A 12,932-nucleotide genomic window follows, 5' to 3' on the forward strand; every position below is an offset into this window, starting at 1 on the left:
AAGGGAGGATTGTCCCTTCCTCTCTTTTCCTCCTTAACTCAATGTGCTTCCAGCCAGTTTGCGCCGATTCCGATACCGGTTTCCATTTTCACGGCCATCGGGATTGCGTTTCGCATGAGCTCGTCCACTTTCTCTTTCAGGAGCGGAATTTCGTCGCGGTGAGCGTCGAAGACCAATTCGTCATGCACTTGCAGGATCATGCGCGATTTCAGCTTCTCTTTTTCCATGAAATCGTGGATATTGATCATCGCAACCTTGATCATATCGGCCGCCGAGCCCTGGATAGGGGCATTGATGGCGTTTCGTTCGGCATAGCCCCGGTTGGTCTGGTTACGGGAATTGATGTCCGGCAGGTAGCGGCGGCGGCCGAGGATCGTCTCGACATATTCGCGCTCACGGGCGTCGTTCACCACCTTGTCCATATAGCTTTTCACAGCCGGAAATTCTTCGAAATAGGCGCGGATGATTTCACTCGCTTCCCCACGCGGAATCCCCAGTCGTTGCGCGAGGCCGAATGCCGAAATGCCGTAAATGATCCCGAAATTGACCATTTTCGATTTCCGGCGCATATCCGGGGTTACCTCTTCGAGCGGAACTTGAAATACCTTGCTGGCCGTGGTTGCGTGGATGTCCCGGCCTTGGTTAAAGGCCTCCGTCATGCTTTCGTCACCACTGAAAGCCGCCATAATGCGCAGTTCGATTTGCGAGTAGTCGGCCGACAGGATCTGGAATTCATCCGAATCGGGGACAAACGCCTTACGGATTTCGCGGCCGCGCGGCGTGCGAATGGGGATATTTTGCAGGTTCGGGTTGGTGGAGCTCAATCGCCCGGTAGCCGCAACTGCCTGGTTATAGGATGTATGAATGCGGCCGGTCCGGCTACTCACCATGGTAGGCAATGCATCCACGTACGTCGATTTGAGTTTCTGCAACTCCCGGTAGTCGAGGATTTTGCGGGCAATGAGGTGGTTCGCTTCCAGTTCGGAAAGGATCTCTTCCCCTGTCGCATATTGCCCGGTTTTGGTTTTTTTCGGCTTTTCGATCAGCTTCATTTTCTCGAAGAGGATTTCGCCGAGCTGCTTCGGGGAGCTGATGTTGAACGACTGGCCGGCGGCTTCGTAAATCTCGGATTCGGCCTGGCGGAGGTCGGACTCCAGTACGGCCGACATTTCTTTCAATGCGTTGATATCCAGCCGCACACCCGTATTTTCCATCGAAGCGAGCACTTTCGTCAGCGGCATTTCCACTTCGTTGAACAGCTTCGCGGCATTTACTTTCGGCAACTCGCGGCTGAAAATCGAATGGAGCTGAAAAGTAATATCCGCATCCTCGCCGGCATATTGCGTGATTTCCGGGATCGCTACATCCCGCATATTGCCCTGCTTACCCCCTTTTTTACCGATAAGGGTCGTGATCGACACCGGCTCGTAGTTCAGGTACGCAGCGGCCAGAATATCCATTCCATGGCGTTTGTCCGGTTCGAGCAGGTAATGCGCGAGCATCGTGTCGCTTAGCTTACCGCGTACTTCGATGCCGTAATTTTTAAGGATCAGTATGTCGTACTTGATATTCTGACCAATTTTTTCAATGGCTTCATTCTCGAAAACCGCCCTGAAATGCTCCACGACGTTTTGGGCCTGTTCCCGGTCGGGCGGAACGGGAATGTAGAAAGCCTCACCCGCGAGATAGGAGAACGAAAGCCCCACAAGTTCTGCGTCGATGGTATCGAGCGAAGTGGTTTCGGTGTCGAAGCAGAATGCGTCCTGCAAGCTGAGGTAATGCGCCAGGCTGGTCATGAGCTCGGGCGTGTCCACGGTATGGTAGCGGTGGAAGGTGTTGTCGATGGTCCGTTTCGACGTCGGGATGCGGATACCCTCGGTGTCCTCGGTAAGCTCGCCGTCGGCAAGGTCGCCGCTGATGACCGCCGGTTGCTGGCCGATTTCCTCCGTCGGGTTACCGAAAATATCCAACTGGCCCTTGGCGCTTTTGCGGGCTTGCGGGGCTGAAGCCGTACCCGCCCGTTGGGCCGGGGCAGGAGCGCCCGCGGGGCCGCCGAGGATGCGTGTTTTCAGGGTTCTGAATTCCAGTTCGTCGAAGAGCTCGGCGATGAGTTCGGCATTGGGGGCGCAAACCGTCAGGTCCTCGGCATCGAATGGCACCGGTACTTTGCAATCTATCGTCGCCAATTGCTTGCTTAGCACGGCTTTATCGAAGTTTTCGCGGATTTTTTCGCCGAGTTTGCCTTTGATCTCGTCGGCATGCGTAATCAGGTTTTCGATCGTATCATATTCCTGGATGAGTTTCTGGGCGGTTTTCTCGCCAACGCCCGGAATGCCCGGGATATTATCGACGGCGTCGCCCATCAGGCCGAGGATGTCGATAACCTGGTCGATACGCCGGATCTGCCAGCGGTCGAGTATTTCCTGGACGCCCAGTACTTCCGCGCCTTTGCCGAGAAATGCGGGCTTGTATATGTGAATGTGTTGTTCGACCAGCTGCCCGTAGTCTTTATCGGGCGTCATCATGAAAACCTCGAAGCCTTCCCTCGACGCTTCCTTGGCGATGGTGCCGATGATATCGTCGGCTTCATAGCCATCCATTTCCAGAATAGGGATGCACATGCCCTTGAGCAGGCGTTTCACCAGGGGGATTGCCACGGTAATATCTTCCGGCTGCGCCTCGCGCTGGGCCTTGTAAGCTTCGAACTGCACGTGGCGGAAGGTAGGCGCGGCGGTGTCGAACGCGACGCCGATGTGCGTCGGTTTCTCTTTTTGAAGTACTTCGAGCAGTGTGTTGGTAAAGCCGAAAACGGCGCTGGTATTCAGTCCCTTTGAAGTGATGCGTGGCGCCTTGATGAATGCGAAATGCGCCCTGTAAATCAGTGCCATCGCGTCCAGCAGAAACAGCTTGTGAACGGGTTTTTCCATGAGGTAAGTTTATGATCGAAACTCAAATATAATGCAACTACCACGACGGAAAAGGATTGCCCGACGGTTTTTTCCTGATTTACGACGGAAGTATCAGCCGGTTAAATCTTTTAGTGTGTATTAAAAGTTTTATACTTTTTAAAAGAATCGTACTTTCTAGGGGTTAACTACAAGGTATTCATATTAAAAGTATAAGCCTTTAAATAAATGACGTTTGTATTAAAAGTATTATATATTACTGTTCTGTTGATATTAATGGCATATATCAAAGTATAAAAAGTATTATATTTTAATATTAAATAATGTATTAAAAGAATTAAAAGTATAAATACAATTAAAATGTATTGCTTTATTAAAAGTATCAACCTAATGACTATACCTGACCGCCAGACTACTCGTCGACCAGTTAGTAATATGTTGAATAGCAGCCTATTCCCGCCCGAGAGGATTATTTTCTTACTTTTAACCGTTATCATTTTTTCTTGTAACCAAAATAAACCAGTGAAAGAAGCATATCAATGGCCGCGAGCCACACCTCCGGTAGCAGAAAAGAAAGACCATGAAACCGGAATGCATGGCGACAAGCGCAACGACGAATATTATTGGATGGCCGATTTCTTTCGGGAGGGACCCGACGCCGACAAGGTGGTGGAATACCTGAATGCGGAGAATGCTTACACCGACACCATGATGGCCGGTACGACGAAGTTCCAGGAGTTGCTGTTCGCGGAGATGAAAGGCCGGATCAAGGAAAAGGACGAGTCGGTGCCGGTGTTCAGCAACGGGTATTGGTATTACACCCGCAGCGAAGAGGGCGAGCAGTACTTTAAATATTGCCGCAAGAAAGGCTCGCTGGAAGCGGTAGAAGAGGTCCTTCTCGACGTCGACAAAATGGCCGAAGGGCATCCTTACTATTCCGCGGTTGGTTTCAATGTGAGTCCCGATAACAAGCTGATGGCATACGGGGTCGACACCGTTTCAAGGCGCCAGTACACCCTTTACATCAAAAACCTGGAAACCGGCGAGCATCTGGCCGACAAGATTTACCCGACCAGCGGCGGCTCGGAATGGGGGAATGATAACAAAACGCTGTTTTACACCGCTACAAACCCGAAAACCCTGCTCAGCGAAAAGATCAAGCGCCATAAACTGGGCACCGATTCCCGGAAGGACGTGGTTGTTTACCACGAGAAGGACAAGAGCAATTATATCGGTGTTGGCAAAACGAAATCGGAGAAATACATCGTGATCGCGTCGTCGGCCACGATGTCGTCCGAATACCTTATCCTTGATGCCGACAATCCCGAGGGCAAGTTCGAAGTATTTCAACCACGGATCAAGGATGTGCTGTACGATGTGGACCATCAGGGGGACAAGTTCCTGATCGTCACCAACAAGGATGCTCTGAATTTCCGGTTAATGGAAACGCCGGTAAACCAAACGGGCGTCGGGAACTGGAAGGAAGTAATCCCAAACCGTCCGGACGTTCTCCTCGAGGGCATCGACGTTTTTCGGGACTACCTGGTGGTCACAGAACGCAGGAATGGACTCTTGCAGCTTCGCATCCGCAATATCCATACAAATGCGGAGCATTACGTGGACTTCGGTGAACCTGCCTACACGGCTTATGCCGGCTCTAATCCCGAGTACAACAGCTCGAATCTACGGTACGTCTACACGTCTCTCACTACACCCGGTTCGGTGTACGACTATCATATGGAAAGCCGCGAAAAGGAGCTGAAAAAGCGACAGGAAGTGGTTGGCGGCTACAATCCCGAAGATTACGCGACGGAACGTTTGTATGCGAAAGCACGCGACGGCGTGAAAGTACCCATTTCGTTGGTTTATAAGAAAACTACCGTCAGGAGCGAGGAAACGCCACTTCTGCTTTACGCATACGGCTCTTATGGCAATAGTATGGACGCCGCGTTCAGCAGTACGCGCCTGAGCCTGCTCAACCGCGGGTTCATATACGCGATCGCGCACATACGCGGGGGACAGGAGATGGGGCGGCAATGGTACGAGGATGGCAAAATGTTCAAAAAGAAGAATACATTCAATGATTTTATCGATTGCGCGGAGTTTCTGATCAGGGAGAAATATACATCGCCCGCGCATTTGTTTGCCGAAGGGGGGAGCGCCGGCGGATTGCTGATGGGGGCGGTCGCGAACATGCGCCCCGATCTGTGGCGGGGAATCATAGCGGACGTGCCTTTTGTGGACGTCGTGACGACCATGCTGGACGAAAGCATTCCCTTGACGACCAACGAGTTCGATGAATGGGGGAATCCAAAAAATAAGGACGCCTATGACTACATGAAGTCCTATTCTCCCTATGACAATATCGAGCGAAAAAATTATCCCAACATGCTCGTAACCACCGGCTTGCACGACAGTCAGGTGCAATACTTCGAGCCCGCAAAATGGGTGGCACGCCTTCGCGCGCATAAAACGGACAAGAATGTGCTACTGTTAAAGACCAATATGGAAGCCGGCCACGGAGGCGCTTCGGGGCGGTTTGACTATTTGAAGGAGATTGCCTTGCAGTTTGCGTTTATGTTCGCGTTGGAGGGGGGGGCGAATAGCGTTTTAATTTAATGAGTGAGTGATTGAACGAGTGAATGATTCCCCGTTCCACGGCGGCTCATTCACTCATTCTCCGTTCCACGGCGGCTCATTCACTCATTAAAGCGCAGTGATCGCCTGCTCCACATCCGCAATGATGTCGTCGATATGCTCTATACCGACGGAAATGCGGAGCTGGGTGGGTAATACGCCTGCCGAAAGTTGCTCCTGATCAGATAGTTGCGAGTGCGTGGTGGAGGCGGGGTGGATGATCAGCGTTTTGGCATCGCCTACATTCGCGAGATTGCTGATCAGTTTCAGGTTGTCTACAAACCGCTCGGCTGTCTTCTTGTCGCCTTTGAGCGAGAACGAGAGAACACCGCCGAATCCGCGGGTAAGGTACTTTTTAGCAAGCTGGTGGTATTTGTTGCCTTCCAGGCCGATATAGTTTACGCTCTCAACTTTCGGATGTTTTTCGAGCCATTGCGCCAGTTTCAACGCGTTTTCGGCAATGCGTTCCACTCTCAGCGAGAGCGTTTCAAGCCCTTGCAGGAACAGGAACGAATTGAATGGCGACAGGGAAGGACCCCAGTCGCGCAGGCCCTCCACACGGGCGCGGATGATGAACTGGATATTGCCGAACGGCCCGCCAATGCCGAAGACGTCGTTCAGAACAAGGCCGTGGTAGCTCGGTGAAGGCTCTGTGAACTGCGGGAACTTGCCGTTGCCCCAGTTATAAGTACCCGCATCGACAATTACCCCGCCAATGGACGTGCCATGCCCGCCGATCCATTTTGTAGCCGACTGCACCACCACATGCGCACCGTGCCTGATAGGTTGGAAAATGGCCCCGGCCGCACCGAATGTGTTATCGACGATCAATGGCAGGTCGTATTTCTTTGCTAGCGCCGAGAATGCTTCAAAATCGGGTACGGAATAGCTCGGGTTGCCGATCGTTTCCAGGTAAATAAGCTTCGTTTTGTCGTCGATCAGCCTCTCGAAGCTGCTCACATCGTCGCCATCGGCAAAACGCGCTTCCACACCGATGTTTTTGAACGAATTTTTGAACTGGTTGTAGGAACCGCCGTACAGGAACGAAGTCGTTACGAAGTTGTCGCCTACGGTGGTGATATTGTTAATGGCCAGAAACTGTGCCGAATGCCCCGAAGCCGTCGCCAACGCAGCTACGCCGCCTTCCAACGCCGCTATCCGTTTTTCGAAAACGTCGTTGGTCGGGTTCATGATGCGGGAGTAAATATTGCCGAACTCTTTCAATGCGAACAGGTTTGCGGCATGCTCGGCATTGTTGAATACGTAGGAAGTGGTCTGATACAAAGGCACGGCCCTGGAATTGGTCGTCGGGTCGGGCTGTTGGCCGGCATGAAGCTGCAATGTTTCAAATTTCATTTGGGTAGAACGTTTTAAGTGGATAAAACCCAAATGTATCAAAGTAAACGATATTAGTCTATAAAATTTATAGTCTTTTGTTTGCCGAATAATAAATTGGATTTTGGAAAGTCGGACGATTACTGCCCTTAACCAATCAGCCTCAGCAGGTTACCGCATTGCTCCCGCAACGCTTCTATTGTATGCTTGTCCGTGACCTGTCCGGCGGAGATTTTGCCTTTCACGTTAGGGATGGATAGCGAAGAAGCCTCGTTTTTTCTCGTGCCGAGTGCGGTAAGTGTCAGAAGCAACGATGCCAGGGCATTATTTCCGCCGGTATTTAACGGAGAAGCACTGATGGCCGATACGGGCTTGTCGTTGAACTCGCCGGTGCCAACGGTCCAGTCCAGCGCGTTTTTGAGCGTCCCCGGGACGCCGAATGCATATTCAGGCGTGCAGATAACAACCCCGTCGGCTTGCCCGATTGCGGTTTTGAAGCGTGCCAGGGCCTGGTTGTCAGTAAGTCCCGGACTATCCAGTCCGGGACTATCCAGTCCGGGACTAAAATGCGGGATTTCGCCCAGGCCTTCGAAGATCTCAAAAGTGACGTCGGACGGGAACAGGGTCCCAACGGTTTTCAGAATGATGGTATTGGTGGAGTCGGCGCGGAGACTCCCGGATATTCCCAGAATGTGAATGCGTTTCATACGGGCATTACAAAAACAGGGACGGACTGGTTTCCACGGCTGCCGGTTTATTTAGCCATGACATTATAAAAGTTATAATCGGTCATCGGTGCGTCGGTAAAGCCCAGGTTGCGGCCCATGGTGATGATTTGCCCCCGGTGGTATGTGGTATGGTTAACCACATGCATAATGTATTCGAAGTTCGGGAAGTTGCATTGAAACCACTGGCTTTCAACGAGTGTTTCGCGCTGGATTTGCTCGCAGGAGAGGCTTTCCACGTATTCCGCAAGCTCCTGAGATTGTGCTATAAGCGTATCGAAGGTCGTTTCGAGGTCTCCATCGAAACCATAGCCGCTGTAATCGGCATCCGGGTTCATGATCGATAACCAGTAACGTTGGGTTTCGAGGATATGGATGAGTGTCAGCCGGATGGTCGAAAAGCTCGATTTCAGCTCGGATTCGAGGATTTCAACCGGTTTTGTACGGAGCCAGTTGACAAGGGTGCAGTTGGCCCAATGGTTGTAATCCGCGAAATTTTTCATCGCGTAGGCCAAACTTTTTTCTGCGTTCGGAATTTCAATTGTGGCTGACATAGCTGCTTTGTTTAGTACATTACAAAGAAAACATATGCTTGTGACAACCCATTGTCAACAGGAAGCGTCAGCGGCTCAAATTTTCCGAAATTTTTTCGGTAAGCTGCCTGACGATCGTTTTGAGCGCTTCCGGCTCAACGATACTGGCCTCCGGTGCGATCATCAGGTACCATCGGGCAAAACCTTCCAGCGAAGGGCTGAGGAAAGTCATCTCCACGATATCGCCGTGCTCTACTTCCGACGAGAACCCGTAATAATTCCGCTGCTCGCGAATGTAACGCGCCACACGTTTTTCCACATGGATGCGCACGAGGCGCATGTTCTCGTGCTCCCAGCTGTCGTGCATGAAATCTTTCAGTGGGGCATGCTGATGTACGAACGGCCGGTCGGTAATGTCGCATTGCAGGATGCGGTCGGACCGGAAGTTGCGGTAATCGTTGCGCAGGTGACAGAATGCGATGGTGTACCAATAATTGTTTTCATGGTAAACGCCTACGGGCTCGATGATCCGTTCCACCGGCTCTGCTGCACTTAATGCCACATAAAGGATCCTGGCGATTTTCCGTTCGGAAATGCTTTTAAGCAGAACGTCGAGCGTGTTGCTGTTCGGCTGGTGAAACGCGCGGGGCCTGTTGCGTACTTCGATATGGTTTTCAAGGTTCTCGACCATCGATTTTTCCGTGCTGCGCAACACCGCCTTGATCTTGTACATGGCCGACTGGTAATGCGACTGTGTGGAGAAATCGGTGAATTTCTCCATCAGCTTCTCTGCCGTAATGAATGTGCGCGCCTCTTCCTTGGTAAACATAACAGGAGGCAGGCGATAGCCGTCCATGATGGAATAGCCGACGCCTGCCTCGCCGATAATGGGTACGCCCGCCTCGGCAAGCGAATTGATATCGCGGTACACCGTCCTCAGACTGATCTCGAAACGCTCCGCCAGATCCTGGGCTTTGACAATTTTGCGGGATTGGAGCTGAATAAGAATGGCAGTAATGCGGTCGAAACGGTTCATGAGTGTCGGTGAAGGAATTTCCGGCACAAATTAAGGTTAAAGAACCGGTTCTCTCAAATTAAATGCTTCGGAAATCAGTTGAAACGATCTGATGCGGTTTTCGAAGGTGTCGGCCATGGTCGATACCATCACTTCGTCCGCCTCGAAATCGATGGCCAGCCTGGTAAGTTGTTCCTTCACGGATTCCGGCGTTCCCGAAACAATGCGGCCACTGTTGTAGCGGATGCGGTCGAGCTCGCCGAAACTGAATTGGTATTTCCGCACCGTTTCAGGGTCGGGAAACGGCCCGAACTTGCCCCGCTCGAACTCCACCAGAACGTAATCCATCATTTTGCGCATTTCGGCGGCCTTTTCCTCCGTTTCGCCGCATAAGGTGAATACGGAGATGATTACCCGGGGTTTTTCGAGCTGATCGGAGGGACGGAAATTCCGCTTGTATTCCTCCACGACGTCGGGTTTTATGAAACCATTGATGAACTTGGCGACGGCCAGCCCCATTCCGAAACGTGCCGCGATGTTGCTGCTACCGCCGCTCGAACTCAGGATCCATTGCTCGGGAATGGTAGGCGATTGCGGCGTGGCGTAGATAAACCCGCGTTCGGTTCCGGCAGTGTCCCTGAAAAAATGCTGCAGATGTTCGAGTTGCCGCAGGTAGCTGGTTTCGCTGAAATCGTTGGACGGGTTAAGCAGCGAGGAGGTAATGCGGTCGGTGCCGGGTGCGCGGCCCATACCGAGATCGATACGGCCGGGATAAAGCGTCTCGAGCATCCGGAAGTTCTCCGCGACTTTCAATGCGCTGTGATTCGGCAGCATAATCCCCCCCGGAACCGATGCGGATGCGGCTCGTAACATCAGCCAGCTTAACCATCAGCACTTCCGGTACGGAACCCGCGATGAAGGTTGAATTGTGGTGCTCTGAAACCCAGAAGCGGCTGTAACCGAGTTCCTCGGCGAGCCTGGCCGTGGTGATCGTTTCCTGAATGGCCTCCCGGACGCCGGACCCGTGTCTTACAACGGATTGGTCGAGAATGCCGAGCTTGAAATGCTTCATAGTTAATGCGTGATTTGAAGCATAACACACCACCGCGTTTTTGTATTCACTTTCGGGTTCGAAAATGTCCTTTCCGCAGGGATAGTAACGTTCGGTGGCGGGGTAGGGAGATCAGGGAACCCGGTCCCAATACGTGCTTCTGCCCAGCAACGGAATCCCCACGTAGCTACGGACCTCCATCTTTTCCTTTCGCAGCTTAATCAGGCAGCTGTATGTTTTGCCGCTTTTGGGGTCGTACATCTTTCCATTGTCCCAAATGTCTTCGCTAAAGACGAAATTGTTTAGCAGGTTCACATGAAGCAGGTTACGTCCCCGGAGCTTTTCATTGGAGTTGTGTATGTCCTTGCGGGAAGTTTTGCCGTCGGCTTCAAAAAGGTCTTCTGCCCAAAGTAATCGTCCGAAGTATTCCTCGCCGCTTTTGTAAATCTCGATGCGGGTGTCCTTTTCTTCATTGATCCACTCGCCGACGATCTTATCCGCCACGATAATTTGCGATTCGGCGGACATGAAACTCATAAAAAAAATATGGTAAAAAGTATTTTATACATTTTATAAGGCTGAGTCGGGGTTATCTGGTGCTTCTCGGGGCTCTTGAAAATATACAAACCAAATTTTTATAAAATTTAACGCTGTTAATAGTTGTTAAACTTAAATAGCTTATTCTGATGCATTTGGCAATAATTTTAACTACGGTTGATTATTTAACAATGATAGATTCAAGATTTAACATTGTTAGGCTATTTTAGCGAACCTAATTCACCTGTTAAAATCCTATCCTGCACATTAGTTGGTGTGACAATATACGACAGTTGGCGGGATTACAAAACAGAATTATTCCAAGACAACAAGCACCGATCAAAATCCGGAACCGTTTTTTTCCGGAACGACCGTCGGGCTCCGTTCAGTCTGCAGGTCGCGACATCCGCTCTTCAAGTTGCTCCAATATCGCCGGCCAGGCATCTTCATGACTTTTTCGCGCCGCTTCGTGGAGGAATTCGGCATGTGTGAGTCGCAGGAATGTGCCGTCCTCGTGCGGCGAAAGCTCCACAGTCAGCACAGTCTCCGCTCCGTCGGTTCCGCTCTGGCCGGTTACCCAGGTCATTTCGATACGTCCGGGTTCTTCCAGGTACAGGAAGCGGCCGTAATGCGGGTGCCGCATTCCCTGATGCATGGTTTCGAAATAGAAAGGCGTGTTTGGCTCCGGCCTTCCCAGGAACGAACCGGGAGCGGCCAGCCATAGGTCCATTTCGGTAGTCCAGGCTTTGAAAAGTTTTCGTGGCAACAGCTTAATCACCTTCTGCACGGTGACGCCCAGCGGCCGGGACGTCAGGTCAGGTGGGCAGATAATGGTCGTTTGCGCTTCCATAATATGGTCCGGTTTTAGGAAAATAGACGTAAAAACTATGCCCTTCCAAATGCTTTTTTGCTTTGTAGCCGATCCATCGCCAATTTTGCCGTCTGTTCACATTTGAAATCGAAGCTTTGAAACTACATAAGGGACTTATTGCCGCCACGGTGGAGGCATTGCAGGACATTTTTATCAGGAACCGTCAGGCTGACCGGGTTGTCGAACAACTATTGAAATCCAACAAGAAATGGGGCGCGCGCGACCGGGCATTCATTGCCGGGAATGTGTATGAGATCGTTCGCTGGTGGAGGCTCGTCAAATACGTCGCCGGGGTGGAAAAGGCCATCGAAAACGAAGATTTCTGGCGGTTGGCAGCCGTTTGGCAAATTATCCGGCCCGTACATCTCGAAGGTAACGACGTCCGGGACAGCCTGCCCGAATGGCCGGAATTGGAGGGGATCGACCCGCAAACGGTCAGGCAGCGGTACGAGGAAGGGGCCCGGACCAGAAAGATAGCACAGTCGGTTCCGGATTGGCTGGATGAAATCGGCGAAGCGGAGCTGGGGAGGCAATGGGCCGACGAACTGGCGGCACTGAATAACACAGCGCCCCTGTTTTTGCGCGTCAACTCGTTGAAAACAAACGTCCATGCGCTGCGTGAAGAACTTGGATATGAACTCACAGAAACCGTGGCCGGTGTTCCGGAAGCGATCATTCTGAAAAAACGGTTGAATGTTTCAGGACTCGAAAGTTTTAAAAACGGCCTTTTCGAGGTGCAGGACGCGGGTTCACAACTAATAGTTCCCTATCTGGACGTGCAGCCGGGCATGTCGGTGATCGACGCCTGTGCAGGCGCAGGAGGGAAAAGCCTGCATCTGGCCGCATTGCTGGGCAATACCGGTTCGATCGTGGCAATGGATATCGAACACCACAAATTACAGGAACTCGAACGCCGCGCAGTGCGAAACGGGGTTACCAACCTGCGGACGATGCTCATCACTTCGGATAAAATAGTTGAGAAACTTTCCGAAACCGCCGACCGCCTGCTGCTGGATGTCCCCTGTTCGGGACTGGGTGTCCTGCGGCGAAATCCCGACAGTAAATGGAAGCTTAAACCGGACTTTCTCGACAAGATCAGGAATGTTCAGGCCCACATTCTGGAAAAATATTCAGGAATGGTAAAAAAGGGCGGTAAAATGGTTTACGCGACGTGCAGCATCCTGCCATCCGAGTCGGAAGACCAGGTGCGAAAATTCCTGCTTCGGCACGGCGCACAGTGGCATTTTATATCCGAGCACCGTACCTCCGTCGCGCGCGATGGCTTCGACGGCTTCTATATGGCCCTGCTCGAACGAAAATAA

Annotated in this window: 10 protein-coding genes and 1 pseudogene; 2 read left to right on the forward strand and 9 right to left on the reverse strand. The window is 51.7% G+C overall.

Annotated features, from left to right (window positions below; translation table 11 throughout):
• Positions 1-38: 38 nt before the first annotated feature.
• Complete coding sequence (gene polA, locus ABV298_RS29250) at positions 39-2,927, reverse strand: DNA polymerase I (RefSeq protein ID WP_353719664.1); 2,889 nt, start codon at positions 2,925-2,927, stop codon at positions 39-41.
• 501 nt (positions 2,928-3,428) lie between these two features.
• On the opposite strand from polA, the gene ABV298_RS29255 reads away from it, so the two are divergent.
• The gene (locus ABV298_RS29255) at positions 3,429-5,525 is read left to right on the forward strand and encodes a S9 family peptidase (RefSeq protein ID WP_353719665.1); all 2,097 of its coding nucleotides are present in this window, start codon (positions 3,429-3,431) and stop codon (positions 5,523-5,525) included.
• Between the two features lie 87 nt (positions 5,526-5,612).
• Here the strand turns inward: ABV298_RS29255 and ABV298_RS29260 are convergent, their stop codons facing one another.
• The 8 genes and pseudogenes from ABV298_RS29260 to ABV298_RS29295 form a co-directional block, all read right to left on the reverse strand.
• Positions 5,613-6,899, reverse strand: a complete 1,287-nt coding sequence (locus ABV298_RS29260; RefSeq protein ID WP_353719666.1) for an O-acetylhomoserine aminocarboxypropyltransferase/cysteine synthase — start codon at positions 6,897-6,899, stop codon at positions 5,613-5,615.
• Positions 6,900-7,027: 128 nt separating this feature from the next.
• The gene (locus tag ABV298_RS29265; RefSeq protein ID WP_353719667.1) at positions 7,028-7,585 is read right to left on the reverse strand and encodes an NADPH-dependent FMN reductase; all 558 of its coding nucleotides are present in this window, start codon (positions 7,583-7,585) and stop codon (positions 7,028-7,030) included.
• Positions 7,586-7,632: 47 nt separating this feature from the next.
• On the reverse strand, positions 7,633-8,157 hold the full coding sequence (locus ABV298_RS29270; RefSeq protein WP_353719668.1) for a DinB family protein: 525 nt from the start codon (positions 8,155-8,157) through the stop codon (positions 7,633-7,635).
• Between the two features lie 67 nt (positions 8,158-8,224).
• On the reverse strand, positions 8,225-9,172 hold the full coding sequence (locus ABV298_RS29275) for a YafY family protein (RefSeq protein WP_353719669.1): 948 nt from the start codon (positions 9,170-9,172) through the stop codon (positions 8,225-8,227).
• A 36-nt stretch (positions 9,173-9,208) separates the two neighbouring features.
• Positions 9,209-10,024 carry an MsnO8 family LLM class oxidoreductase gene (locus tag ABV298_RS29280; RefSeq protein WP_353719670.1) on the reverse strand — a complete coding sequence of 272 codons (816 nt, stop codon included), beginning with the start codon at positions 10,022-10,024 and terminating at the stop codon, positions 9,209-9,211.
• Positions 10,025-10,052: 28 nt separating this feature from the next.
• Positions 10,053-10,223: pseudogene (locus tag ABV298_RS29285) on the reverse strand (LLM class flavin-dependent oxidoreductase); the annotation flags it as partial.
• A gap of 111 nt (positions 10,224-10,334) precedes the next feature.
• Positions 10,335-10,739, reverse strand: a complete 405-nt coding sequence (locus ABV298_RS29290; RefSeq protein WP_353719671.1) for a DUF2147 domain-containing protein — start codon at positions 10,737-10,739, stop codon at positions 10,335-10,337.
• Positions 10,740-11,124: 385 nt separating this feature from the next.
• Complete coding sequence (locus tag ABV298_RS29295; RefSeq protein ID WP_353719672.1) at positions 11,125-11,589, reverse strand: SRPBCC domain-containing protein; 465 nt, start codon at positions 11,587-11,589, stop codon at positions 11,125-11,127.
• Positions 11,590-11,705: 116 nt separating this feature from the next.
• Here ABV298_RS29295 and ABV298_RS29300 point away from each other — a divergent pair, with 116 nt between their 5' ends.
• Positions 11,706-12,932 carry a class I SAM-dependent methyltransferase gene (locus ABV298_RS29300; protein WP_353719673.1) on the forward strand — a complete coding sequence of 409 codons (1,227 nt, stop codon included), beginning with the start codon at positions 11,706-11,708 and terminating at the stop codon, positions 12,930-12,932.

It is taken from the genome of Dyadobacter sp. 676, from assembly GCF_040448675.1.
Taxonomy (GTDB): domain Bacteria; phylum Bacteroidota; class Bacteroidia; order Cytophagales; family Spirosomataceae; genus Dyadobacter.